The sequence below is a fragment of the Rhodococcus sp. p52 genome, from assembly GCF_000763325.2.
In the GTDB taxonomy this organism is placed as follows: Bacteria; Actinomycetota; Actinomycetes; order Mycobacteriales; family Mycobacteriaceae; genus Rhodococcus; species Rhodococcus pyridinivorans.
In genome coordinates, this window is the sequence record NZ_CP016819.1 from 199,954 (window position 1) to 223,973 (window position 24,020).

28 protein-coding genes are annotated in these 24,020 nt (G+C 69.1%); 12 read left to right on the forward strand and 16 right to left on the reverse strand.

Annotation, left to right across the window (positions count from 1 at the left end; genetic code table 11):
• Positions 1 to 175 precede the first annotated feature (175 nt).
• Genes IM25_RS00710 through IM25_RS00730 form a run of 5 tightly spaced genes read left to right on the forward strand, consistent with a single transcriptional unit; the run spans position 176 to position 2,696 of the window.
• Positions 176 to 637: an Asp23/Gls24 family envelope stress response protein gene (locus IM25_RS00710; RefSeq protein ID WP_026060889.1), complete on the forward strand. Its 462-nt coding sequence runs from the start codon at positions 176 to 178 to the stop codon at positions 635 to 637.
• Positions 634 to 945, forward strand: a complete 312-nt coding sequence (locus IM25_RS00715; RefSeq protein ID WP_065995645.1) for a hypothetical protein — start codon at positions 634 to 636, stop codon at positions 943 to 945. Before IM25_RS00710 ends, IM25_RS00715 begins: the two co-directional genes overlap by 4 nt.
• The gene (locus IM25_RS00720; protein ID WP_065995646.1) at positions 942 to 1,136 is read left to right on the forward strand and encodes a DUF2273 domain-containing protein; all 195 of its coding nucleotides are present in this window, start codon (positions 942 to 944) and stop codon (positions 1,134 to 1,136) included. The genes IM25_RS00715 and IM25_RS00720 overlap by 4 nt, the downstream gene beginning before the upstream one ends.
• Positions 1,129 to 2,136 carry a DUF6286 domain-containing Asp23/Gls24 family envelope stress response protein gene (locus tag IM25_RS00725; protein WP_033096095.1) on the forward strand — a complete coding sequence of 336 codons (1,008 nt, stop codon included), beginning with the start codon at positions 1,129 to 1,131 and terminating at the stop codon, positions 2,134 to 2,136. The genes IM25_RS00720 and IM25_RS00725 overlap by 8 nt, the downstream gene beginning before the upstream one ends.
• Entirely contained in the window at positions 2,133 to 2,696 is a 564-nt protein-coding gene (locus IM25_RS00730) for a hypothetical protein (protein WP_065995647.1), read from the forward strand. Before IM25_RS00725 ends, IM25_RS00730 begins: the two co-directional genes overlap by 4 nt.
• 22 nt (positions 2,697 to 2,718) lie before the next feature.
• Here IM25_RS00730 and IM25_RS00735 read toward each other — a convergent pair whose 3' ends face one another.
• Complete coding sequence (locus IM25_RS00735) at positions 2,719 to 3,894, reverse strand: oxygenase MpaB family protein (RefSeq protein WP_033096097.1); 1,176 nt, start codon at positions 3,892 to 3,894, stop codon at positions 2,719 to 2,721.
• 99 nt (positions 3,895 to 3,993) lie between these two features.
• On the opposite strand from IM25_RS00735, the gene IM25_RS00740 reads away from it, so the two are divergent.
• Positions 3,994 to 4,572, forward strand: a complete 579-nt coding sequence (locus tag IM25_RS00740; RefSeq protein WP_033096098.1) for a TetR/AcrR family transcriptional regulator — start codon at positions 3,994 to 3,996, stop codon at positions 4,570 to 4,572.
• A 109-nt stretch (positions 4,573 to 4,681) separates the two neighbouring features.
• Entirely contained in the window at positions 4,682 to 5,845 is a 1,164-nt protein-coding gene (locus IM25_RS00745; protein WP_033096099.1) for a serine hydrolase domain-containing protein, read from the forward strand.
• 102 nt (positions 5,846 to 5,947) lie between these two features.
• Here the strand turns inward: IM25_RS00745 and tuf are convergent, their stop codons facing one another.
• The 7 genes from tuf to IM25_RS00780 form a co-directional block, all read right to left on the reverse strand.
• Entirely contained in the window at positions 5,948 to 7,138 is a 1,191-nt protein-coding gene (gene tuf, locus IM25_RS00750) for an elongation factor Tu (RefSeq protein ID WP_065995648.1), read from the reverse strand.
• A gap of 92 nt (positions 7,139 to 7,230) precedes the next feature.
• Complete coding sequence (gene fusA, locus IM25_RS00755) at positions 7,231 to 9,333, reverse strand: elongation factor G (RefSeq protein WP_024101663.1); 2,103 nt, start codon at positions 9,331 to 9,333, stop codon at positions 7,231 to 7,233.
• A 146-nt stretch (positions 9,334 to 9,479) separates the two neighbouring features.
• Positions 9,480 to 9,950, reverse strand: a complete 471-nt coding sequence (gene rpsG / locus IM25_RS00760; protein WP_006552257.1) for a 30S ribosomal protein S7 — start codon at positions 9,948 to 9,950, stop codon at positions 9,480 to 9,482.
• On the reverse strand, positions 9,950 to 10,324 hold the full coding sequence (gene rpsL / locus IM25_RS00765) for a 30S ribosomal protein S12 (RefSeq protein WP_006552258.1): 375 nt from the start codon (positions 10,322 to 10,324) through the stop codon (positions 9,950 to 9,952). The genes rpsG and rpsL overlap by 1 nt, the downstream gene beginning before the upstream one ends.
• Before the next feature lie 324 nt (positions 10,325 to 10,648).
• On the reverse strand, positions 10,649 to 11,182 hold the full coding sequence (locus IM25_RS00770; protein ID WP_065995649.1) for a DUF3558 domain-containing protein: 534 nt from the start codon (positions 11,180 to 11,182) through the stop codon (positions 10,649 to 10,651).
• The gene (locus IM25_RS00775; RefSeq protein ID WP_052039926.1) at positions 11,179 to 11,730 is read right to left on the reverse strand and encodes a DUF3558 domain-containing protein; all 552 of its coding nucleotides are present in this window, start codon (positions 11,728 to 11,730) and stop codon (positions 11,179 to 11,181) included. Before IM25_RS00775 ends, IM25_RS00770 begins: the two co-directional genes overlap by 4 nt.
• Positions 11,731 to 11,740: 10 nt before the next feature.
• Entirely contained in the window at positions 11,741 to 12,370 is a 630-nt protein-coding gene (locus tag IM25_RS00780; RefSeq protein ID WP_016690888.1) for a TetR/AcrR family transcriptional regulator, read from the reverse strand.
• A 161-nt stretch (positions 12,371 to 12,531) separates the two neighbouring features.
• Between IM25_RS00780 and IM25_RS00785 the strand changes: the two genes are divergently transcribed.
• Positions 12,532 to 13,206 (forward strand): TetR/AcrR family transcriptional regulator, encoded by a 675-nt coding sequence (locus IM25_RS00785; protein ID WP_016690887.1) that lies wholly within the window; start codon positions 12,532 to 12,534, stop codon positions 13,204 to 13,206.
• On the opposite strand, the gene IM25_RS00790 is transcribed toward IM25_RS00785, so the two are convergent.
• From IM25_RS00790 to IM25_RS00800, 3 genes are all read right to left on the reverse strand, one after another.
• Positions 13,203 to 14,363 (reverse strand): acyl-CoA dehydrogenase family protein, encoded by a 1,161-nt coding sequence (locus IM25_RS00790; protein ID WP_016690886.1) that lies wholly within the window; start codon positions 14,361 to 14,363, stop codon positions 13,203 to 13,205. The two genes, IM25_RS00785 and IM25_RS00790, sit on opposite strands and share 4 nt — an antisense overlap.
• A gap of 68 nt (positions 14,364 to 14,431) precedes the next feature.
• On the reverse strand, positions 14,432 to 15,580 hold the full coding sequence (locus tag IM25_RS00795; RefSeq protein ID WP_026060885.1) for an acyl-CoA dehydrogenase family protein: 1,149 nt from the start codon (positions 15,578 to 15,580) through the stop codon (positions 14,432 to 14,434).
• A gap of 82 nt (positions 15,581 to 15,662) precedes the next feature.
• Positions 15,663 to 16,457, reverse strand: a complete 795-nt coding sequence (locus IM25_RS00800; protein ID WP_065995650.1) for a TIGR03084 family metal-binding protein — start codon at positions 16,455 to 16,457, stop codon at positions 15,663 to 15,665.
• A gap of 94 nt (positions 16,458 to 16,551) precedes the next feature.
• Here IM25_RS00800 and IM25_RS00805 point away from each other — a divergent pair, with 94 nt between their 5' ends.
• Positions 16,552 to 17,415, forward strand: a complete 864-nt coding sequence (locus tag IM25_RS00805; RefSeq protein ID WP_065995651.1) for an EamA family transporter — start codon at positions 16,552 to 16,554, stop codon at positions 17,413 to 17,415.
• 23 nt (positions 17,416 to 17,438) lie between these two features.
• On the opposite strand, the gene IM25_RS00810 is transcribed toward IM25_RS00805, so the two are convergent.
• Positions 17,439 to 18,332: a LysR family transcriptional regulator gene (locus IM25_RS00810; RefSeq protein ID WP_016690882.1), complete on the reverse strand. Its 894-nt coding sequence runs from the start codon at positions 18,330 to 18,332 to the stop codon at positions 17,439 to 17,441.
• Between the two features lie 101 nt (positions 18,333 to 18,433).
• On the opposite strand from IM25_RS00810, the gene IM25_RS00815 reads away from it, so the two are divergent.
• A complete protein-coding gene (locus IM25_RS00815) occupies positions 18,434 to 19,459 on the forward strand; it encodes a YeiH family protein (RefSeq protein WP_065996449.1) in 1,026 nt (341 codons plus the stop codon).
• A 37-nt stretch (positions 19,460 to 19,496) separates the two neighbouring features.
• Here the strand turns inward: IM25_RS00815 and IM25_RS00820 are convergent, their stop codons facing one another.
• From IM25_RS00820 to IM25_RS00835, 4 genes are all read right to left on the reverse strand, one after another.
• A complete protein-coding gene (locus IM25_RS00820) occupies positions 19,497 to 19,829 on the reverse strand; it encodes a DUF202 domain-containing protein (RefSeq protein ID WP_016690880.1) in 333 nt (110 codons plus the stop codon).
• Between the two features lie 13 nt (positions 19,830 to 19,842).
• On the reverse strand, positions 19,843 to 20,208 hold the full coding sequence (locus IM25_RS00825) for a YidH family protein (protein ID WP_016690879.1): 366 nt from the start codon (positions 20,206 to 20,208) through the stop codon (positions 19,843 to 19,845).
• A gap of 25 nt (positions 20,209 to 20,233) precedes the next feature.
• On the reverse strand, positions 20,234 to 20,689 hold the full coding sequence (locus IM25_RS00830) for a Rieske (2Fe-2S) protein (RefSeq protein WP_019291242.1): 456 nt from the start codon (positions 20,687 to 20,689) through the stop codon (positions 20,234 to 20,236).
• 89 nt (positions 20,690 to 20,778) lie between these two features.
• Positions 20,779 to 22,455 (reverse strand): FAD-dependent oxidoreductase, encoded by a 1,677-nt coding sequence (locus tag IM25_RS00835; RefSeq protein WP_019291241.1) that lies wholly within the window; start codon positions 22,453 to 22,455, stop codon positions 20,779 to 20,781.
• 166 nt (positions 22,456 to 22,621) lie between these two features.
• Here IM25_RS00835 and IM25_RS00840 point away from each other — a divergent pair, with 166 nt between their 5' ends.
• Positions 22,622 to 23,434, forward strand: coding sequence for an acyl-[acyl-carrier-protein] thioesterase (locus tag IM25_RS00840; protein WP_065995652.1), 813 nt, complete (start codon positions 22,622 to 22,624; stop codon positions 23,432 to 23,434).
• Positions 23,431 to 23,922, forward strand: coding sequence for a SixA phosphatase family protein (locus IM25_RS00845; RefSeq protein ID WP_016694772.1), 492 nt, complete (start codon positions 23,431 to 23,433; stop codon positions 23,920 to 23,922). Before IM25_RS00840 ends, IM25_RS00845 begins: the two co-directional genes overlap by 4 nt.
• The last annotated feature ends 98 nt before the right edge of the window (positions 23,923 to 24,020 follow it).

Consider the following 24,020-nt stretch of genomic DNA (forward strand, 5'->3'; position numbering starts at 1 on the left):
GCGCGTGCCGCGCGGTAGTGATGCATCCCACCCTGCGTCCCACGTTCTTACCAAACGGCGACGACGGGCGACAGACCTACGTCGGCCGTTAGAGTTCGAGGCACCGTGAGGACAATGGGATCCAGCACAGGATCGAGCACGGAACACGACCGGTACACCTACCTGGGAGCCCCTCATGACCAGCGACAGCGGCGCAGGTATCAGCCGCATACAGTTCGGCGCCGGAACCTCCTCCGGACCCGCCGATCCGCAGGGCCGCACGATCATCGCGGACGCGGTGGTGGCCAAGATCGCGGGGCTCGCGACCCGCGAGATCAGCGGCGTCATCGAGGTGGGCGCCGGCACCGCCCGCGTCGTGGGCGCACTGCGCGACCGCATCCCCGGTGCGCGCATCAACCACGGACAGGGTGTCGCCGTCGAGGTCGGTGAACGTCAGGCCGCGATCGACATCGGCATCGTCGCCGAATACGGCGTCGCGCTGCACGAACTCGCCGTCGCCATCCGGCACAACGTCATCGCTGCGGTCGAGCGCATGACGGGACTCGAGGTCACCGAGGTCAACATCACGGTCTTCGACGTCATGCTCCACGAAGAGGCCGCGGCCCTCACCGACGACGCCAAACCCCGCGTGCAGTGAACCCCGGATCCGCAGCGCAGGCGAACGCGGCCGACCTGGTCGCGGACGCCGCGCTGTCCGTTCCCGGCGTCGTGGGTCTGCACCGCGGCGCATTCGGGGAGGTCGCCACCTATCTGCCCGGCCGACGGGTCGAAGGTGTGCGGCTGACCGATCAGCTGTGCGCGGTGCACATCGTCGTGCGGACCCCCGCCGATCTCCCGGCCGTCGCCGACGCCGTCCGCGTCCGGGTGTCCCCGCTGGTGGACGTGCCCGTCCAGGTGACCATCGAAGACGTCCACGCCGGTGAACGAGAAGGAGCCCCATCGTGAACCACACACCCGTCAGCAACACCGTCGTCGGACTCCTCGCGGGGCTGCTCCTGGCCCTCGCCGGCATCATCGGCGGGGTCAGCGGTCTGCTGTTCGCCGTGCTGCTCGGCGCGCTCGGTGCCGCGATCGGCGCCCACCGCGACGGCCACCTCGACCTCGGCGCCCTGCTGAGGAGTCGGGGCCGTGGCTGATCCCACCGCGTCCGACGTCGGGACATCCGACGACACCGGGACCGGGGTCGTTCCCCCGGGCGAACGCGGCAACCTCGTCGTCAAGGACCGTGCGATCGAACGCATCGCCGCGGCCGCCGCGCTCGGCGTTCCCGGTGTGGTGCGGCACAGCGGAGGTGGCATCCTGCGTCTCACCGGCCGCGACCTGCCCCGGGCCGACGTCACCACCGGCGCGAAGGCCGTCGCGGTGAATCTCTACATCGCCGCCGAATGGCCGTACGACGCGGCGATGCTCACCCGCCGGGTCCACGACGCGGTCGAACGCCAGCTGCACGACCTGACGGGCATGCGCATCAGCGAACTCAACGTGCTCATCGTCGCGACCGCGCTCGTCGAGGACGGCGAGACCGACGAGGCGCAGCCACCCGTCGAGTACCTGGAATCCGACATCGTCGCGGCGCGGACCACTCCGCATCCCGACATCCCCACCGTCGCTCCCCTGCCGCCGCTGGCGCCGCCCGCGGCCGCACCCGCCGCCGCGATCGTGGCGATCGCGGCGCTCGCCCTGTCGTTCGTCGCCGCGCGGGAACTGCTCATCGTCAACGGGACGTACGGCGGTGCCCCGTGGCTGCGCAACTCCTTCGAGTGGTTCGGCCGCCTGCACTGGCACACCTGGCTCGCCCCCGTCGCGGGCGTCTGTCTCGTCCTCGGGATCGTCCTGATCGTCGTCGCCCTCAAACCCCGCCGCCGGACGCATGTGCCGCTGCAGGTCGCGGGGCCGGTGCCCACGGTGTGGATGCGGCGCACGGACGTCGCACGCATGTGCAGCGCCCACGCGTCCGCGCTCACCGGCGTGCGCACGGCCCGCACGGTCGTCGACCGTCGCCGTGCCGTGGTGCGCATCTCGATCGAGGACGAGACACCGGTCGACGAGATCACCGCGTCCGTGCGCGGCGCGGTCGCCCCGAACCTCGCGGCGCTCGCCGACCCCGTCGAACTCGTGGTGGAGGTGGCGCGGTGAAACTCCGTACCGTGCTGGCGAATCGGCTCGTCACCTTCCTGGCGGGCCTCGCCCTCGCCGGTGCCGGCGCGTTCGCCCTGGCGTGGGTGTGGCAGGGTCCCCTAGCCCGAGAGCAACTCTCGCGTCTCGACCGTCCCCGCGTGACCGACGTCCCGGACCAGTCGTGGTGGACACCGGCCCTGTGGTCGGTCTTCGCGGGCGGACTCGTGCTCGGCATCGCGTTGCTCGCCGTCAACCTGTCGCGCCGGCGCACGTCGACCGTGCAGCTCTACGACCAGGTCACCGACGCCACCCTCGGTGTCGAACTCGGTCCCGTCGCCGACGGTGTGGCAGCCGAACTCGCCGCCCTGCCGGGCGTGCGGGTCGTGCGCGGACGCGCGGTCGTCGAACGCCACCTGCCGACGCTCTCGGTGGTGGTGCACGCCGACCCGACCATCGACGTCACCGAGCTGACGGAAGCCGCGGAGGATGCCGCCCAGCGGGTCGCGCGGGCGCTCGGTGGGGCGCACGTGGCGACGCAGGTCCTGGTGCATCTCGACCCCGCCGTGGACGTCCACTGAGCCCACCCCGCCCAGGGGCGGCTCAGCTTCGGGCCGCGTCCACGAGGTCGTGCTCGACGCGGTAGTCCACGCGCATCCGGTCCATCGCGACGTCGCGCACCTTGTACGCCCGCTGTGTGGTGCGTTCGAGGTCCGGATAGCGGAGTTCCTGGACGCGGTTGACGAGCGCGAGCAGCGGCCCGACGCGTCCGAGGACGTGCTTGAGCGGGCTGTCGGGGATGTGCAGGGCGTCGGCGTCGGCGTCACCGATGAACACCCGCTGCAGCGAGTGCATCACCGTGCGGGCGACCGTCGTCCGGATCGGTGCGGTGCCCGGCAGCAGGTTCGCCAGCTCCGGGACGAGATACTGCTCGGTCAGCGCGGTGACGAACTCCCGGTCCTCGTCGCTCGGGCCGGGCGAGGTGAGCCGGTACAGGTCCTCGACCGCGATGTGGTCGCGTTCGGTGCGCAGGCCCAGTTCCTCGCCCATCCCGATCACGTGCCCGACATATCGCCACAGGTGGTAGATGTCGTCGAGTTCGCGATCGGTGAAGCGCACCCCGAGGATCTGCATCGCCTCGACCGCGATGTGCCCGAACTCGGCCATCGTCAGCGCCATGTACGACTGCGGGATCGGCACTCCCCAGGCGTCCTCGTCCCACACCCCGCTCGCGAGGATGCCCTTGCGCACGTGGGCGTGGATCAGGCGCACCCGCACCGTGAACGCGAATCCGCCTCCGTCGCGGCGCATTCCGCCGCGCGTGAGGACGTGCCGTAACCACTCCCCGACCTCGACCGACCGCACGGCCGGCTGACTCACGTAGCGGCCCGTCAGCGCGAGAGGCTTTCCGGCGATGAAGTTTCCGGCACCGCGCAGCAGCGAGGCGGCACCGAGCACCATGCCGAGGATCGGCGTGTGCCGCACGAGCGCGTCGGCGGCGTTGTCGATGCGGTCGTGGTCGACCCAGGCGGGTTCGTCGTCGAGGAAGGCGAACAGCTCTCGCAGGGAGTCGGGTGCCCCGGGGACCGCGTCGACACCGTCGGCGAGTGCGACGCGCACGGCGTCGGTCGCGGAGTTCGGACCGAAGTCGTCGTTCACCACGGCGTCGGCCGGCGGGTCGGCCTGCCACATGCCGTCGAGCCAGCGCTCGCCGAGATCTGCGTATCGGCGCACCACAAGGTCGGCGTTGACGAGATCACGTGGGATACGTCGCTCCATACATCCATGGAAACACGAGGAATCCTCACTTACTATTCACTTTTCATGAGCTCCCCGCGCGGCAACAGAACCGCAGGCAGAACCCCTCGGAAACGTCCTGTGCAGCAGCGGAGTCACGACACTCGCAAGTTGCTTCTCACCTCTGCGTACGAGTTGCTCGAGCGTAGCCCCACCGCGCGGATCAGCACCACGGCACTCGCCGAGCACGCCCACGTGAGCATCGGGACGGTCTACCGGTACTTCCCCGACGTCGACGCCGTGCTCGACGAACTCCGCATGACCGCCGTCCACGCGATCACCACCTCGCTGTCCACCGCCATCGGGCGGGCGATGGACCAGGAGCCGGAGGAGGCCATGGTGACGGTGGTGGAGAGCCTCACCGCCGCCTTCGAGAAACACGCCGCGGTGCTCCGGGTGTCGTACACCTCCGAGGAGATCGAGTTCGGGCTCGCGTGGGCCGAGGTCGAAGGTCCGCTGCGGCCGCTCGGACGCATCATCCCGGCGCGGCTGCGACCCGATCTCGACGACGCAGCGCTCGACGATCTCGTGTTCATCGTGATGGGAGCGACGGCGAGCCTGTGCTCGCGGATCGCCCTCCTGCGGCCCCGGAGATCCGATCGGACCCGGATGATCGCGGTGACGGCGCGGATGCTCCTCGCCGCGATCGAGAGCGCCTGATACACGACGCTGGATTCGCTTCGGGCCGAAAACAGACCCGACGTCCTGCCGAACGGCACATACTGATCACTGTCGTTCTCACACCGTCGTCTCGACCGGGGAGAGTGCCGTGCGTCGACTACCGATCGTGTTGTCCGCCGTGATCCTCACCGTCGTGGCCGCCTGCGGCAACGACACCTCGGGCGAATCACCGCCCGCCGCAACGTCCGAAGCAACAGCGACCGATGCGACCGCTACCGGCGCGGCGCCCGCCGACGAATTCCAGGACGTGCTCGACCGCGTCCGCGAGGACGTCGGATTCCCGGGAGTCGTTGCGCGCGTGGTCACCCCGGAATACGAGTGGACCGGTTCGTCCGGAACGATCGGTGCGGATCGATCGGAGGAACCCGGCCCGGACGACCACACCCGCATCGGCAGCATCACGAAGACGATGACGATCACCGCTCTACTGCAACTGGCGGAGGACGACCGCCTGTCGCTGGAGGATCCGATCGGCCGCTATGTGCCGGGCCTGCCGAACGGCGACGTCGCCACCCTGGGTCAGCTGGCCTCGATGGTGAGCGGTATCTCCAGCTACACCTTCGACGAGGAATTCCAGCAGCAACTCTTCGACGATCCGGAGGCACCGTGGACCCCGGACGAACTCCTCGACTACGTGCGCGGTGACGCACCGAACTTCGCTCCCGGGGAGCGGTTCGAGTACTCCAACACCAACACGATCGCGCTCGGGCTGGTCGTCGAGCAGGTCTCCGGGCAGAGCCTGCACGAGTACTTCCGGGCGAACGTCTTCGAACCCCTGGGCATGGCCGACACCGTCATGCCCACCGACGCGGCCATCGCGTCACCGCACCTGTACGGGATCACCGAACAGGGACAGCCGGACGGGCAGACGGCCGATGCGACCGGATGGAACCCGTCGTGGGGATGGTCGGCCGGCGCGGTGATCTCCACCGTCGACGATCTCGAGCTGTGGGGCACGGCCCTCGGGACGGGCAAGGGCATCCTCTCCCCCGAGATGCAGCAGCTCCGTCTCGATTCGTTCCTGTTCGACGTCCCCGGTGCGACCGACACCCGCGCCTACGGCCTCGGGCTCGGCATCGAGAACGGCTGGCTCGGCCACACGGGCGAGCTCCCCGGTTTCAACACCTACGTGGGATATCTGCCCGAACGCCGGGCCGTGGTCGTCGCCGCCGTGAACAGCGACATCCCGACGGCCGACGGGGAGGAACCGGTGACCCCCGTGGCGAACCAGCTGAAGGAGATCGTCGGCTGATCGCCGGTGATCCCGAAACGCCGAACGGCGCCCACCCCGGAGGGTGGACGCCGTTCGAGCGTCAGTGAGGACTAGCTCACTTGATGATCCCGTAGGCGGTGCCTACTTGATGATCTTCGTGACGCGACCGGCGCCGACGGTGCGGCCACCCTCGCGGATCGCGAAGCGGAGGCCCTCGTCCATGGCGACCGGCTGGATCAGCTTGACGGACATCTCGGTGTTGTCACCGGGCATGACCATCTCGGTGCCCTCGGGGAGGGTCACAACGCCCGTCACGTCCGTGGTACGGAAGTAGAACTGCGGGCGGTAGTTGTTGAAGAACGGCGTGTGGCGGCCGCCCTCCTCCTTGTTGAGGATGTAGGCCTGGCCCTCGAACTCCGTGTGGGGAGTCGTGGTGCCCGGCTTGACGACGACCTGGCCACGCTCGACGTCCTCGCGCTTGATGCCGCGGACGAGGAGACCGACGTTGTCGCCGGCCTGGCCCTGGTCGAGCAGCTTGCGGAACATCTCGATGCCGGTGACCGTGGTCTTGGTCGACTCGGGGCGGATGCCGACGATCTCGACCTCTTCGTTGACGTTGATCACGCCACGCTCGATACGGCCGGTGACGACGGTGCCACGACCCGTGATGGTGAAGACGTCCTCGACGGGCATGAGGAACGGCTTGTCGGTCTCACGGACCGGGGCCGGGATGGAGTCGTCGACGGCCTGCATGAGGTCGACGATCGACTGGACCCACTTCTCGTCACCCTCGAGAGCCTTGAGAGCGGAGATCGGGACGACCGGAGCGTTCTCGTCGAACTCCTGCGAAGCGAGGAGCTCGCGCACCTCCATCTCGACGAGCTCGAGGATTTCCTCGTCGTCGACCATGTCGGCCTTGTTCAGGGCGACGAGGATGTAGGGAACGCCGACCTGGCGGGCGAGCAGCACGTGCTCACGCGTCTGGGGCATCGGGCCGTCGGTGGCGGCCACGACCAGGATCGCGCCGTCCATCTGGGCGGCACCGGTGATCATGTTCTTGATGTAGTCCGCGTGACCCGGGGCGTCGACGTGCGCGTAGTGGCGCTTGTCGGTCTGGTACTCGACGTGGGAGATGTTGATCGTGATACCACGAGCCTTCTCCTCAGGTGCCTTGTCGATCTGATCGAAAGCGAAGCTCTCGTTCAGGTCGGGGAACTTGTCGGCAAGCACCTTGGTGATCGCAGCCGTGGTGGTGGTCTTGCCGTGGTCGACGTGACCGATGGTGCCGATGTTCACGTGCGGCTTGGTCCGCTCGAACTTCGCCTTCGCCACTGGATGTCCTCCTGGACTGTTGTTGCTTGCTGTATGCAGCAGTGCGGTTTGTATTACTTGGTCGTGCAGGTGACCGAGGGATAACCCGGAGGCTACTCGCCGGTCGCCTTGGCGATGATTTCCTTCGCGACGTTCGAGGGAACCTCTGCGTAGGAATCGAACACCATGGAGAAGTTCGCACGACCCTGGGTCTTCGACCGCAGATCGCCGATGTAACCGAACATCTCCGAGAGCGGAACCAGCGCCTTCACGACACGGGCACCACTGCGTTCCTCCATGGCCTGGATCTGGCCACGGCGGGAGTTCAGGTCGCCGATCACTTCACCCATGTAGTCCTCGGGCGTGGTGACCTCGACCGCCATGAGGGGCTCGAGGATCACCGGGGCGGCCTTGCGGGCCGCTTCCTTCAGTGCCTGCGAGCCGGCGATCTTGAACGCCATTTCGGACGAGTCGACGTCGTGGTACGCACCGTCGATGAGGGTGACCTTCAGGTTCACCAGCGGGTAGCCGGCGAGCACGCCGTACTGCATGGCGTCCTGAGCACCCGCGTCGACCGACGGGATGTACTCGCGCGGGATGCGACCGCCGGTGACCTTGTTCTCGAACTCGTAGGTCGCGCCGTCCTCGCCGACGAACGGCGAGAGGCCGATGATGACCTTTGCGAACTGGCCCGAGCCACCGGTCTGCTTCTTGTGCGTGAACTCGAGCTTCTCGACCGGCTTGGTGATCGTCTCGCGGTACGCGACCTGCGGCTTGCCGACGTTGGCCTCGACCTTGAACTCGCGCTTCATGCGGTCGACGAGGATGTCGAGGTGGAGCTCGCCCATACCGCCGATGACGGTCTGGCCGGTCTCGTCGTCGAGCTCGACCGAGAAGGTCGGGTCCTCTTCGGCGAGCTTCTGGATGGCCGTCGACAGCTTCTCCTGGTCGGCCTTCGACTTCGGCTCGATGGAAACCTGGATGACCGGGTCCGGGAAGGTCATCGACTCGAGGACGATCGGGGCGTCCTGCGCGCACAGGGTGTCGCCGGTCGTGGTGTCCTTCAGGCCGATCATCGCGTAGATGTGGCCCGCGACTGCCTCGTCGACCGGGTTCTCCTTGTTGGCGTGCATCTGGAACAGCTTGCCGACGCGCTCCTTCTTGCCCTTGGTCGAGTTGAGCACCTGGGTGCCCGAGTCGATCCGGCCGGAGTACACGCGGACGAAGGTCAGCTTGCCGAAGAAGGGGTGCGCAGCGATCTTGAAGGCGAGAGCCGAGAAGGGCTCCTCCTTCGAAGGCTTACGACGCAGTTCCTCTTCTTCGTTACCGACCTGGTGGCCGATGACGTCGCCGATGTCGAGCGGGTTCGGCAGGTAGTCGATGACCGCGTCGAGCATGGGCTGGATGCCCTTGTTCTTGAAGGCGGAGCCGCACAGCACCGGGTAGAGCTCGGAGTTGACGGTCATCTTGCGGATGGCCGCCTTGATCTCGGCGACGGTGAGTTCCTCGCCGCCGAAGTACTTCTCCATGAGCTCTTCGTCGGACTCGGCGACCGTCTCGAGCAGCTTCTCGCGGTACTCGGCAGCCTTGTCGGCGAGGTCGGCCGGGATCTCCTCGACCGTGGCCTCGGTGCCGATGTCGGTGGTGCCACGCCAGGTGAGCGCCTTCATCTCGACGAGGTCGACGACGCCGTCGAAGGCATCCTCGGCACCGATGGGGAGCTGGAGGACCAGCGGCTTCGCGCCCAGGCGATCGATGATCGTCTGCACGGTGAAGTAGAAGTCCGCGCCCATCTTGTCCATCTTGTTGACGAAGCAGATGCGCGGAACGTCGTACTTGGCAGCCTGGCGCCAGACCTGCTCGGACTGGGGCTCGACGCCCTCCTTGCCGTCGAACACGGCGACTGCGCCGTCGAGGACGCGCAGCGACCGCTCGACCTCGACCGTGAAGTCGACGTGGCCGGGGGTGTCGATGATGTTGATCTGGTTCTTGTTCCAGAAACAGGTCACAGCAGCGGAGGTGATGGTGATACCACGCTCCTTCTCCTGCTCCATCCAGTCGGTGGTCGAGGCACCGTCGTGCGTCTCACCGATCTTGTAGTTGACACCGGTGTAGAAGAGGATGCGCTCGGTGGTGGTGGTCTTGCCGGCATCGATGTGCGCCATGATGCCGATGTTGCGGACCTTGTTCAGGTCGGTCAGCACTTCCTGTGCCACAGGTAACCCCGCTCGTAGCTCGTGTCGGTCCTTGGGTGCGGACCACATGTTCTTGTGTTGTCAGCCGGCCTTTACGGGACCGACACAGTTGTGCGAGCAGCCGACCGGGAGGTCCGTGATGACGGCATCTCCCGGTCGGCGACGACTCACCAGCGGTAGTGCGCGAACGCCTTGTTGGCTTCAGCCATCTTGTGCGTGTCCTCGCGGCGCTTCACGGAGGCGCCGAGGCCGTTGCTCGCGTCGAGGAGCTCGTTGGCGAGCCGCTCGACCATGGTCTTCTCGCGACGCTGACGCGAGAACGTCACCAGCCAGCGCAGCGCGAGCGTGGTGGAACGACCGGGGCGAACCTCGACCGGCACCTGGTAGGTGGCACCACCGACGCGACGGCTGCGGACCTCGAGGGCGGGCTTGACGTTGTCGAGCGCGCGCTTGAGGGTGACGACCGGATCGGTACCGGTCTTCTCGCGAGCCTGCTCGAGCGCCTGGTAGACGATGCGCTCGGCGGTGGACTTCTTGCCGTCCAGCAGGATCTTGTTGACCAGCTGGGTGACCAGCGGCGAACCGTAGACCGGATCGGCGATCAGCGGGCGCTTGGGAGCGGGACCCTTACGTGGCATCAGCCCTTCTCCTTCTTCGCTCCGTAGCGGCTGCGGGCCTGCTTGCGGTTCTTGACACCCTGGGTGTCGAGCGAGCCGCGGATGATCTTGTAGCGCACACCCGGGAGGTCCTTCACACGACCGCCACGCACGAGCACCATCGAGTGCTCCTGGAGGTTGTGGCCCTCACCGGGGATGTAGGCGGTGACCTCGACCTGGGAGGTCAGGCGCACACGGGCGACCTTACGGAGAGCCGAGTTCGGCTTCTTCGGGGTGGTGGTGTACACGCGAGTGCACACACCGCGACGCTGGGGGCTGCCCTTGAGCGCCGCGCTCTTGACCTTGGCGGCCTTGTCGCGGCGGCCCTTGCGGACCAGCTGATTGATGGTTGGCATTAACCGGCTTTCTTCGTTGTCTGAAGCTGCTCACTTCGAGCAACCTCGGCTGTTCTGAAATTAGGGATCCATCGGTTGGGGCAAGAAAGCTGCTGCCCCGCACTCGCCCCTCGTGTGCACACGAGGTCGGGTGTGTCGCGTACCCCCACACAGGCAGCCGGGGGCTCGCTCCTGCAGATATCCACAGACCGCGCGCACGGCACTACCTCGCATAGGCACACAGACCGGCCCGGGCATGCCGGACACGACCCACAACGATACCCGGCGTGCGCGCATGAGGTCAAAGTGAGGAGCGCGCACCCTCCCGAGGATCCGCACACACCGTCAACTGCTGAGGTTCAGTGTGAGCCGGGCCAACGTAGCAGCAGCTTCACACGGGTCCGCTCCCCCGGAGGTGTACTGCACCCACCAGCCGAAGATGCCGGTCGTCGACGCCCCGGAACTGACCCCGCACGACAGCAGATCGCCGGGTCGGCGCATCTGCAGTGCCCGCCGGCCCTCGATGGTCGTGTTCTCGATCTCGTAACCGAGTCCCTCGGCGGCGGCGCGTTCGTGGTCGAGGGAACCGGTCTCGAACCAGTTGAAGGTGACCTTCACTACTCCCGTGGGTCCCTCACCGTCCCAGCGGCAGATCGCACCGAAGAACCCGCGGTAGACGTAGTCCGCGCCCACGGCCTCGGCGATCTTCTCGTCGGCGACCGCATCGCACTCGGTGAGCAGCCGGGTGAACTCGGCGCCCGTGCCGCCGCCGATCCCCTCCGGGACGGCCCGCCCCTCGATGGTGCGGGTACATCCGGTGAGCAGAGCACCCGTCGTGAGGACGGTCGCGAGTGCGGCGCCCCAGCGGCGGGCGGTCACTTCTGCACTCTTTCCACACTCGTGGTGGCCAGGCCGCGAGCGACGACGCAGGCGTCGGCGACGGGCGTGAGGTTCGAGTACGAGACCGACCAGTGGACGAAGTCGCCGCCGAACTCCACGCCGATCTCGCACAGCGTCGTCTGCCCCAGCTCGTTCTGGTAGGACCCCATGAAGCCGGACCGTCCCCCGATCTCGACGTCGGCGGCGGGCCGGCCGATGAGATCGGAGCCGGCGCGTTCGCGGCCGATGGGACTTCCCCGGTACCAGGAGAAGCTCACGCTGGGGCCGCCGACGTAGATCTCCCACTCGCAGCCCACCGAGTTGCGCGTCACCGTCGTGAAACTTCCGAGACCGAAGGCCGCCGCCACCTCGTCGTCGGACATCGCGCCGCACTCGTCGAACAACGGGCCGGGGTCGGTGACGGACGCGGTGGGCGAGGTCTCTGCCTGTCCGGCGTCGTCGGAGTTCCCGCACGCCGCCGCACCGAGACCCATGAGGCCGACCGTGGCCACGGCAGCCGCCGTCCTTCCGATGCGCGGGAGAGGCATGGCGGGAAGACTACCGAGCCGGGCCCGCCTGTGTGCGACGACTCGAGGACTCCCGGAGCACCTCGTCGAGCTGCGCGGCCCAGTGGCGGACGATCTCCCGCCGGCGGGCCGAGTCGTCGGTCAGCACGTCGGCCAGGCCGAGGCCGCGCGCGAGATCCAGAGTCGCCTGCACCGTCCGGTGCACGACCGGATCGGTGTCGTCGGCGCCGAGCTGCTCGACGGCGACCGCGTGCGAGACACGCCCGAACTTCTCCTCGAGCGGCAGGAGCATCTCGCGCAGGGCCGGATCGGCCGCCGCGGCCGTCCACACCTGCAGGGCGGCCTTGAACATGTTGCCGGTGCACTGGTCGACGATCCGCTCGACCACCGCCTCCGTGCGGCCGACGCCCTCGGGCACGTCGAACGGCTCGGTGCGGACCCGTTCGATGCGACTGTCGAACATGAACTCGAGCGATGCGGTGATGAGATCCTCCCGGGTCGGGAAGTGATGCTGGGTGGCCCCGCGCGACACTCCTGCCCGCTCGGCGACCACGCTCACCGTGGTTGCGGCCCAACCGGATTCGGCGAGGCAGTCGATCGTCGCCTCGAGCAGTCGCCGCCGCGTGGCGCGGCTGCGGTCCTGCTTCGGTTCTCGCGCCATCGGGCCTCCTGCTCCTGCTGTTTCGTCACGACCACCCGGTCACGACCGTTCCGTCACGACTGATCTTCCGCCGAACGGGTATTCGTGCGACCCCGAGACCGTACGCAAAGCTCATCATCCGTACACTCGTATAACAGGTCGGGGCGAAAGGGGAGCACCACGTGGCGACCATCGTCAGGCGCGAGGACTACTTCGACGCCGCGCTGGCCATCCTGGCCACCAACGACCATGCCGGGCTCAAGCAGGCACGGTTGTGCAGTCACCTCGAGGTGACGACCGGCTCGTTCTACAACTATTTCGAGAGCTGGGCGCAGTTCAAGACCGAATTCCTCCAGCACTGGCTCGAGAGCCAGACGCTGCAGCTCGCCGCCGCGGCGCGCCTCGAGGGTTCGATGACCCGACGGCTCCGGTTGCTCGTCGAATTCGCGTGCAGTCTCCCCCACTCCGCCGAATCCGCCATCCGTGGTTGGTCGCACAGCGACTCCGGGGTCCACGAGGTGCAGAGCAAGGTCGACGACCTGCGTTACGCGGTGGTGGCCGAAGCGGTGGCCCAGTATCTCGGTTCGAGGGAACAGGCCGAGCGGTTCGCAAGGCTGGCCCTGTACACGCTCGTGGGCTACCAGCAGACCGTGCCGCTGCAGGACGTGAACTCGTTGCGGTGGTCCCTCGCCTATCTGCTGGGGACGCTGCTCCCGGCGGAGGAGGCGGCCAGTATCTTCCCGCCGGATTCCTTCCCGCCGAACCTCGGTACCTCCGGGTCCGAGGTGTCGAATCCCGACACCTCGAACCCGGAAGCATCGAACACCGAAGCGTCGAACACCGAAGCGTCGGCCTAGTACGACTTCGGCAGGCCCAGCGAGTGCTGGGCCACGAAGTTGAGGATCATCTCCCGGCTGACCGGCGCCACGCGTGCGATGCGCGCGGCGCCGAGCATCGCCGCGAGGCCGTACTCCCGGGTGAGGCCGGCCCCGCCGTGGGTCTGGATCGCCTGGTCCAGCGAGGCGATCGCGGCCTCACCCGCGGCGTACTTGGCCATGTTCGCGGCCTCGGCGGCCCCGAAGTCGTCGCCGCTGTCGTAGAGGACGGCGGCCTTCTGCATCATGAGCTTGGCGAGTTCGAGCTCGATCTTGCGCTGCGCCAGCGGGTGCGCAATGCCCTGATGCGCGCCGATGGGCTGCTTCCAGACGGTGCGCTCGTTGGCGTAGCGCACCGCGGCGTCGAGGGCGTACCGGCCCATCCCCACTGCCATCGCCGCGCCCATGATCCGTTCGGGGTTCAGTCCGGCGAACAGCTGCATCAGCGCGGCCTCCGGTTCACCGACCAGTGCGTCGGCGGGAAGCCGGACGTCGTCGAAGAACAGGGAGAACTGGTAGTCCGGCTCGAGGATGTCCATCTCCATGGGCGTCTTCGTAAAGCCCGGAGCGTCGGTCGGCACGATGAACAGGGCCGGACGGAGCTTGCCGGTCTTCGCGTCCTCGGTGCGGGAGACGACGAGCACGGCGTCGGCCTGGTCGACACCGGAGATGTACACCTTGCTGCCGGAGAGGATCCAGTCGTCACCGTCGCGGCGGGCGATGGTGGTGATGTTGTGCGAGTTGGATCCGGCGTCGGCCTCGGTGATGCCGAAGGCCATGATGCGGGAGCCGTCGGCGAGCCCGGGCAGCCATTCCTGCTTCTGCGCGTCGGTGCCGTACTTGGAGATGATCGTGCCGCAGATGGCCGGCGAGACCACGACGAGCAGCAACCCTGCGCCCTTGGCGGAGAGCTCCTCCTGCACCAGCGCGAGTTCGTAGATGCCGGCGCCGCCGCCGCCGTATTGCTCCGGGAGGTTCACGCCGAGGAAGCCGAGCTTGGCCGCCTCCGCCCACAATTCGGTGAGCGGCTCGTGCGCGCGTGACTTGGGAAGCACGTAGTCGACGTAGTTGTAGCGCTCGGCCAGAGCCGCGACCGCAGCGCGCAGTTCCTTCTGTTCTTCGGTCTCGATGATGCTCACGGGGATGCCTTCCGGGTTCGGGTGAGAGGACGCGCGGCCGTGGACGGTCGCGTGAAGGATCAGGTGTGTCAGGCGCCGTAACCCAGCCGCTTGGCGGCGAGTTCGGTGAGGATCTCGGTGGTGCCACCGCCGATACCGAGGATGCGCATGTCGCGGTACTGCCGTTCGACCTCGGATTCGGCCATGTACCCGAGTCCGCCGAACAATTGGACCGCCTGGTTGGCGACCCACTCGCCGGCCTCGACCGCGGTGTTCTTCGCGAAACACACCTCGGCGATCAGGTCGGTCTCCCCCGCCACGGCGCGTTCGGTGACGTGCCGGGTGTAGACGCGCGCGACGTCGATGCGACGCGCCATCTCGGACAGCGTGCGCTGCACGGCCTGGCGGGTGATCAGTGGCCGGCCGAAGGTCTCGCGATCGCGGCACCACGCGACGGTCAGGTCCAGGCACCGCTGCGCACCCGAATAGGCCTGGGCGGCGAGGGCGATCCGCTCGGAGACGAAACCCTGTGCGATCTGCCAGAATCCGGTGTTCTCCGCGCCGACGAGGTTGGTGACCGGCACGCGGACGTCGGCGAAGGACAACTCGGCGGTGTCCGACGCGCGCCAGCCCATCTTGTCGAGTTTGCGGGAGACGGTGAAACCCGGTGTGCCCTTCTCGATCACGAGCAGCGAGACTCCTCCGGCGCCGGGACCTCCGGTGCGGACGGCGGTGACCACGAAGTCGGCGCGGCATCCCGAGGTGATGTAGGTCTTCGCGCCGTTGACGACGTAGTGGTCGCCGTCGCGCACCGCGGTGGTGGTCAGATGGCCGACGTCCGATCCGCCGCCCGGTTCGGTGATCGCGAGGGATCCGACGAGTTCGCCTGCGAGAGTGGGCCGTACCCACTTGTCGATCTGATCGGGATCGCCGGCCGCGATGAGGTGCGGCAGTGCGATGCCGCACGTGAACAGTGATGCGAACGCGCCGCCCGAGGCACCTGCCTCATGGAACGCTTCGCACACGGTGAGCGTGTCGGCACCGTCGCCACCGGAACCGCCGACCTCCTCGGGGAATCCCGCGCCGAGCAGGCCGACCTTCGCGGCCTCGACGTGCAGTTCGCGGGGCAGTTCGCCGGCGCGCTCCCAGTCGTCGAGGTGGGGCAGGATCTCGCGCTTCACGAAACCGGTGACGGTCTCGCGGAGGGCGAGACGCTCGGGGGTGGTCCACATGCTCACGATGTCTCCGATGGTGTTTCGGCCGAGGATGTTCCGGTCGAAGCTGTCGACCGGGGGTGTCTCGACTGGGGTGCGGGTGTCTTCAGGAGGCGGACGAGCCGGCTTCACGTCCGGCGCCGGGGGCACCGGCGAAAGCCTGGGCGAGGCCGAGCCATTCCTCCACGTCCGGGCCGTCGGTGACGAGGGCGGTGTCGTCGCGGTGGATGCGCTGGGTGACGAGCAGGCAGAAGTCGAGAGCCGGGCCGGTGACCGACTGCGCCGCGTCCTCCGGACCCCATTCCCAGCTGTCACCGTCGGGGGCGGTGAGCACCACGCGGAACGGTTCGGCCGGTGGCTTCCGGTCGCGGATGACGTACGCGAAGTCGCGCGTCCGCACCCCCAGGTGCGCGATGTTCTTCAGGCGCGCGGTGGGTGTGCGGGTGACGCCGAGGGCGTCGGCGACGTCTCCCCGGTGCGCCCAGGTCTCCATCAGCCGCGCGGTCGCCATCGAGGCCGGCGACATCGGCGGTCCGAACCACAGGATCTTCGTACCGCGCGGGACCTCGGCGAGCGCGTCGGCGAGTTCGCGGCGGGGGTCGCGCCAGTCGGCGAGCAACTCCGCGGGCGGCCGGCCCGCCTGTTCCGCGGCACCGACGTCGACGAATCCCAGCGGGTCGCCGAACGCCGCTTCGACCATCTTCACGAAGGCGTCCGGGTCGCGGACGGCGGTGAGCGCCGCCCGGTCGGTCCACAACAGGTGGCCGATCTGGTGGGCGATGGTCCAACCCTCCGCCGGAGTGGGCAGCGCCCAGCTCTCGTCGGGCAGGTTCGCGACGAGAGCGTCGAGATCGTCGCCCTCCGCGCGGAGATCGTCGAGCACGGTGTGCAGATCGGACATGCGGCAAGCGTCACACGTCACAGCTCTAAAATCAAGCACGCGTGATTGTTTTTTGCGGCAGACGTCGTCCGGGCCTGTCGGACAGACTGACGGGATGGCCGACGACTCCCGCACGCACACCGTCGGGCCTGTCGTCGCGGTCCTCACCGCGGTGTTGTCGATGCAGTTCGGGGCGGCCTTCGCCGCGACCCTGTTCGACCGGGCGGGCGCCCTCGGCACGGTGACCCTGCGCCTGCTGTTCGCGGCCGTGATCCTCTGCGCGTTCACCCGGCCCCGGCCGCGGACGTGGACACCGGAACAGTGGCGGGCGGTGGTGACACTGGGCGCAAGTCTCGCGCTGATGAACACGGCCTTCTACGGGGCGCTGACGCGGCTGCCCCTCGCCGCAACCGTCACCATCGAGTTCCTCGGCCCACTCGGACTGGCCGCGATCCTGTCCCGACGCCTCCGCGACGCCCTGTGGGTGGTGCTCGCGTTGGCCGGAGTGGTCCTGCTCGGCGTGGGTGACGGTGCCGGGCTGTCCACCGGTCTCGATCCGCTCGGGGTCGCCTTCGCGCTGGTCGCCGCATCGGGATGGGCCTGGTACATCATCGCCGGCTCACGTGTGGCGACGACCCTGCCCGGATCGGCCGGACTGGCGGGAGCGACGACGATCGCGGCCGTCGTCGTCCTGCCGTTCGGCGCGGCGACGGCCGGCACCGAGCTCCTCCGGCCCGACCTCGCGCTCGCAGGACTCGCCGTGGCGCTGCTGTCGTCGGCGATCCCGTACCCCCTCGAGATCCGTGCCCTGCGCGACCTGCCGAAGAGGGTGTTCGCGATCCTCATCGCGCTCGAGCCCGCCGCCGCAGCGCTCGCCGGCGCTCTGGTGCTGGGGCAGGTCGTCGAACCTCTCGCTCTCGTAGGCATCGCACTCGTCGTGATCGCGGGGGCCGGCGCGTTGCAGCACTCGCGCGCGTGACCCGGTACCGGGTGCAGGCCCGGTCAGCGGGTACGGGTGATCAGTCGGACCAACTCCCCCGCCGGGCCGGACAACACCCGCGGCGGCCTCCAGACCGCACGGAGCACGCGCTGCAGGTCGAGTCCGTCGACCGCGACCGCGACCAGGCGACCGGAGTCCAGATACTCCTCCACCGCGAGGGTGCTCAGCACCGCCGGGCCCGTACCCCCGAGCACGCTCGTGCGGACCGCTGCTCCGCTCCCGAGTTCGAGCAGCGGTGCGGCCCGGTCGTACTCCTGCAACGCGAGGTCGAGGGTGCGGCGGGTGCCGGAGCCCTCCTCGCGGACGACCAGTGGTGTCGCCGCGAGTTCGGCCACGGTGAGCGGCCGACGCCGCCGCGCCCAGGGATGCTGCGGCGGGACGACCACGACGAGGCGATCGCGTGCCACCGCGACACTGTGCAGTCCCTCCGGCACCGTCGGTCCTTCGACGAACCCGACGTCGCATCCGCCCTCGGCGACGACGTCGCACACCCGCATCGAGTTGTGGACCTGCAACTGGATCTGGACGTCGTCGCGGAGGGTGCGGAAGGCGCCGAGCCACCGCGGGATGAGGTGTTCGGCGACCGTCATCGACGCCGCGACCACCAGTTCGGGTTGCTGCTCGACGCGCAGTGCGGCGGCGGCGTCGAGGAGGCGTTCCGCGTCGGCCAGGACCTCCCGAGCCCAGTGCGCGACCACTGTGCCCTCCGGGGTGAGCACCGAACCCGTCCGGCCCCGCCGCACGAGGACCGCGCCGAGTTGCCGTTCGAGCCGGCGCAGCATGCGGGTCGCGTTGGGCTGGGCGAGACCGGCCGCGCGGGCCGCGGCGCCGAGCCCGCCCCGGTCGTCGACCCCGACGAGCAGTTCCAGAGCAACGAGATCCGGCCAGCTGGTCATGCACGAACGATATGCCGGACCCTCTGCTCATATCCATTCGATATGAGCTCATGTCCGATCGACGGCTGGTGCGGACACCGCTGCAACGGAAGAGTCGAGGCATGCTCACCGTCCACGCGCCCGTGTCCCGGCCCACCGTCGTCCCGGGTCTCCTGGTGGCCGCGGCGGGCGCGGGCGTCGCACTGGGAGCCGCGCACCTGATCCCCGGGGCGAGCCCGTTGCTCGTCGCGATCGTCCTGGGTGTGGTCGTGGCGAACGTCGGTCTGCCCGCACCGGTGGTCGAGGTTCTGGAGCCGGGTCTGGGTACGGCATCGAAGCGGTTGCTCCGAGTGGGCGTCGCGCTGCTCGGCGTGCAGCTCGCGGTCTCCGATCTCGTCGACCTCGGGTGGGGCACAGCGCTCGTCGCGGCGACCGTCGTCGTCGCGGGCATCGGCGGCTCACTCGCCTTCGGCCGGTGGCTCGGGGTGGGCTGGACCCAGCGCCTGCTCATCGCGTGCGGCTTCTCGATCTGTGGAGCCGCGGCCGCGGCGGCGGTCGACGGTGTGATCGATTCGCGCAAACGCGAACTCGTCACCACCGTCGCATTGGTGGTCGTCTTCGGCACCGCGATGATCCCGCTCGTTCCGCTCGCCGCCGGGATGCTCGGGCTGACCCCCGGGACCGCCGGTCTGTGGGCGGGTGCGGCGATCCACGAGGTCGCCCAGGTCGTCGCGACCGGCACCGCTCTCGAGGCCACCGCCGGTGGGGTGCTCGCCGCGGCCGTGACGGTCAAGCTCGCGCGGGTGGCACTGCTGGCTCCGGTCGTGGCGATCGTCGGGGTCGTCGCCCGGCGGCGCGGTGAGGGCCGCCGCGACGAGCGCACTCCCCCGATCGTGCCGGTCTTCCTGCTGGGCTTCCTCGCGTGTGTCGCGCTGCGCTCGACCGGACTGCTCGATCCGATCGTGGTGGAGGCTGCGGGCACGGTGCAGAGGGCACTGCTGACGGTCGCGATGTTCGCCCTGGGCGCGGGGGTGCGCCGGGAGGTGCTTCGCGGGGTCGGATGGCGCCCGATCGCACTCGCGGCAGCGGCGACTGTTTGGGTCGCCGCGATAGCGCTGATCGGTGTGTCGTCGATCAGCGGGCAGTGAGGATCAGCGAGCGGTGACGATCAGTGGTCCGTGACAATCAGTGGGCCGTGACGATCAGTACGGCCGACGAGATCGCGAGCACCACGACCGTGGCGGTGACCGCGACGTTCCGCCACCAGAAATAGGGCGCGCGCCCCGCCACCAATCCGCGCACACGCGCGCGGTGACCGATCCGGGAGGCGAGCAGCACCGCGAGCACGGGCACGAGGCAGACCAGGCCGATCGTCGCGACCACCGCACCCGGGCCGGGCACGAACCGCATGAATCCGAGCACCACCGCCCCGAGCACCGACGCGGTGCGCAGCCACGCCAGACTGGTCCGTTCGGGCTGCAGACCGGCGTCGCCGTGCCGCAGATCGTCCGGGCTCACGATGCCGCTCGTCTCACCAGGCGATCGCGACGGCGAGCACGACCCCGGAGACCCCGAGGGCGACGGCGAGCAGGTAGGCCACCCACGGCACCGGGAGTGCACGTCCGGTGCGCATCGCGTGCTCGACGCGGTGCCAGCGGATCAGCGCGAACACGGTGAGCACGGCGGCGAATCCGAGCAGCGCACACGCCAGCACCGTGCGGAGCCCCTCCGACACGATGCCGCCCGCGAAGGTCTCCAGCGCGACCGCCGCGGCGATGACGCCGAGCGCGGTCCGCACCCAGGCGAGGAAGGTGCGCTCGTTGGCCAGCGTGAAACGAGGGTCCGGGTCCGTACCGTCACGCAGCGCCTTCGGGCGCCAGCCTCCGCTGGTCTCCACGGAGCGGACTCTATCCCCGGACCGATCAGCCCACGACGAGATCGGACCCGCGCGCCGCCACCGGACGGGTCTTCAGCGGCCGCTTCGCCGGTCCTTCGACCGGGGCGCCGTCGAGGTCGTACCGGCTGCCGTGGCACGGGCAGATGATGCGGTCGCCCTCGACCCCGCTGAGATTGCAGCCCTGATGGGTACAGATCGCGATGAACGCGCGGAAGTCGCCCTCCGCGGGCTGGGTGACGACGAGCCTCTTCGATTCGAGCATGACGCCCCCGCCGACCGGCACGTCCGCGACGGTGGCTACGACCTCCGCGTCGGGTCCGGGAGGCGCGGTCGTGGTCGGTGCGGGCACCGCCGATCGTGCCTCGCCGGTGTCGCCGGACGATCCGCAGGCCGTGAGGGCCGCGCCGGCCGCCACCACACCGGCGCCGCCGATGAGGGTGCGGCGCGTGAGCGCCGTGCGGTCGAGGTTGTCGCTGCTCATGCACATGTCCGTTCGGGTAGGGATTCGGTTCTCCCGAGCCTATCGACGAACGCCCGGGTGGGCCGCGACCTGCGTCACCCGCGACTGCGTCAGCGACGCAGCGAAGCGAGCAGCGGAAGACGGCGTCGGCGACGACCGAGTTCGACGAGGGTCCCGCGATCGGTGATCTTGACGCGGGGCCGGCCCTGGGCCCGTCCGGCCTGCCGCTCGGCGGCGTCGATGGTCTTCCAGCCGTCCAGGTCCACCCGATCGGGCCTGCGCTGTCCGAGCAACCGGTTCAGCGCGCGACGGTCGCCGCGGGGATCGGCGAGCGCACCGGAGTCGAAATCGGCCAGCAGCGCCGCGACGGTCTCCTTCGCGCACCCCTTGTTGGTGCCGATGACACCGCTCGGCCCGCGCTTGGCCCAGCCGGTCACGTAGACGCCGGTGTCGACGCGACCGCCGGTGTTGGGAACGACGCCACGGACGTCGTCGAAGGGCACACCCGGCACGGGAACGCCGCGATAACCGATCGACCGGAGCACGAGCGTGGCGGGCAGGTCCTCGAACCGGCCGGTGGGTCGGGCGGTGAGGCGGCCACCGTCGTCGACGAGTTCGGTGCGTTCGACCCGCACGCCGGTCACGTGGTCGTCGCCGAGCAGTTCGCTCGGGGCAGCGAGATACCGGAAGACGATGCGACGGTGACCGGGACGGACGGGCCGTCCGGCGTACTCACGGGCGAGACGGACCCGCAGCGCGGTCGCCGCGTCGTCCTCCACGGCCCGAGAGCTCACCGGATCGAGTTCGAGGTCGGCGTCGTCGACGACGACGTCCACCCCGGTGAGGTCGCCGAGGGCGAGGAACTCCGGATTGCTGTAGGCGGCCTGGGCGGGGCCGCGCCGGCCGAGCAGGACGACCTCGCGGATGTTGCTCTCCCGCAGCGCCTTCAGGGCGTGGTCGGCGATGTCGGTGCGCGCCAGTTCGTCGACGTCCATGGTGAGGATCCGCGCGACGTCGAGGGCGACGTTGCCGTTGCCGACGATGACGGCGCGTTCGCCGGACAGGTCGAAGGTGCGGTCGGCGTAGTCGGGGTGGCCGTTGTACCAGGCGACGAACTCGGTGGCGGCGTGGCTGCCGGGCAGGTCCTCGCCCGTGATCCCGAGTCGGCGGTCGGACGACGCACCGGTCGCGTAGATCACGGCGTGGTGATGCTCGAGCAGTTCGGCGTGACTGATGTCGCGACCGATCTCGGTGGCGAGGTGCAGGGCGAACTCCTCGCGTCGGAACGACCATTCGAACGATTCGGTGACCGCCTTGGTCCCCGGATGATCGGGGGCGACACCGGCGCGCACGAGACCGAAGGGAGTCGGGAGCCGGTCGAACATCTCGACCTCGACGTCGGACCGTTCGAGCAGTTCCTGGGCGGCGTAGCAGGCCGCGGGGCCGGCGCCGACGATCGCGACCCGCAGCGTTCCGCGATCGCGCGGAGGCGCCGGGGCGGGCACGAGGGGTTGCCACCCCTCCGGCGCCGGGTGGTCCTCGTACCAGGCCGCGTTGATCTCGGCGAACCGCTTCTGGGAGGGATCGAGCTTGTCGTCGGGCAGGATCGCCTCGACCGGGCACGCGTCGGCGCAGGCGCCGCAGTCGATGCAGGTCTTCGGATCGATGTGCAGCATCTCGGCGGTGGCGAACTCGGGCTCGTCCGGCGAGGGGTGGATGCAGTTCACGGGGCAGACCGCGACGCAGCTCGCGTCGTTGCAGCAGGTCTGGGTGATCACATAGGCCATGGGAAGGGTCCTCGGCAGCCGGGCGGAGCGTCCGCGATTTTCATGTAACGATCCGTAACAGTTAATTCGACTGTAGCGGCTGTCACCGCGGGTTCGCAAGAGAACCTGCGACCACCCCCCGAAGCTGCGAGAATCGCACGATCGGACATCCGACCCGGGGGGACACATGGCCACGTCGACGCCGAGCACCGACCTGCCTCGGACGCGACCGCTGACGGAACTGCCCGAGGAGGCGGATCCCTTCTCCACCGAGCGCACCGTCCGTACCGGCGACGTCGACACCGGTAAGCGACTGCGACTCGACGGCATCGCCCGCTATCTCCAGGACATCGGCACCGACAACCTCGCCGCCGTCGGCGCGTCCGAGACCGACCCGCTCTGGATCGTCCGGCGCACGATCGTCGACGTGCACCGCCCCGCCGAGTACGGCCGCACGCTCCGGTTGCGGCGCTGGTGCGACGCCCTGTCGACACGGTGGGCGAACGTGCGGGTCCGCCTCGACGACCCCGACGACGCCCCGGACGGTCCGCTGATCGAGACCGCGGCGTTCTGGATCGACATCGGCCCCACCACCGGCGCTCCCACCCGCATCAGCGACGGCCTGTTCGAGCACATGGCCCGCTACGCGCACGACACACGCCTGAAGTGGACGGCGTGGCTGCCCGGTCGCGCACCCGACGGGGTCGACGACGAACGCGTCTTCCCCCCGCGCGCCACCGACCTCGACCCCTTCGGGCACGTCAACAACGCCGTCTACTGGCACGGTGTCGAAGAGCTTCTGTCCCTCCGGCCGGACGTCCCGGACGCGCCGTACCGAGCGGTGATCGAGCACCTGCGCCCCGTCGCCGCCGGCGAGACCCTCACGTTGCGGACGACCCTGCGGGAGGACGGACTGACGGTCTGGTTCACGGTCGAGGATCACACTCGCGCGGTCGCGTGGATCGGCCGGAATCCGGACGCTCTACGGTGGACCCCATGACCCGTACCCTGATCTTGCTGCGCCACGGCAAGTCCGCGTACCCGGACGACGTGGACGATCACGAGCGTCCCCTCTCCCCCCGCGGACGCCGCGAGGCCGGTCTCGCCGGTCGCTGGATCCGGGCGAACCTGCCCGAGGTGGACGCCGTTCTGTGCTCCACCGCGACCCGGACACGCAAGACACTCGCCGAAGCGGCCGTGGAGGCTCCCGTCGAGTACCGCGACAGCCTGTACCACGCCGATCCGGAATCCCTGGTCGCCGAGATCCGGGGAACCGCCGACGACGTGCAGACCTTGCTGGTCATCGGGCACGAGCCCACCCTCTCCGCGACCGTCCTCGGACTCATCACGGACCACAGCACCGACGCTGCCCATCAGGTGGCCGAGAAGTTCCCCACCTCCGCGATCGCAGTCCTCACGGTGAGCGGATCGTGGTCCGAGCTGTCGCGGGGCACGGCCGAACTCGTGGACTTCCACATCCCGCGCTGACCCACACCCCGCGCTGACCTACCCCGCGCGGAACCGCTGCGAGATGCTCGCGGCGAAGCAACGACGACGATCACCGTCGAGAACACATGACGAAGGCC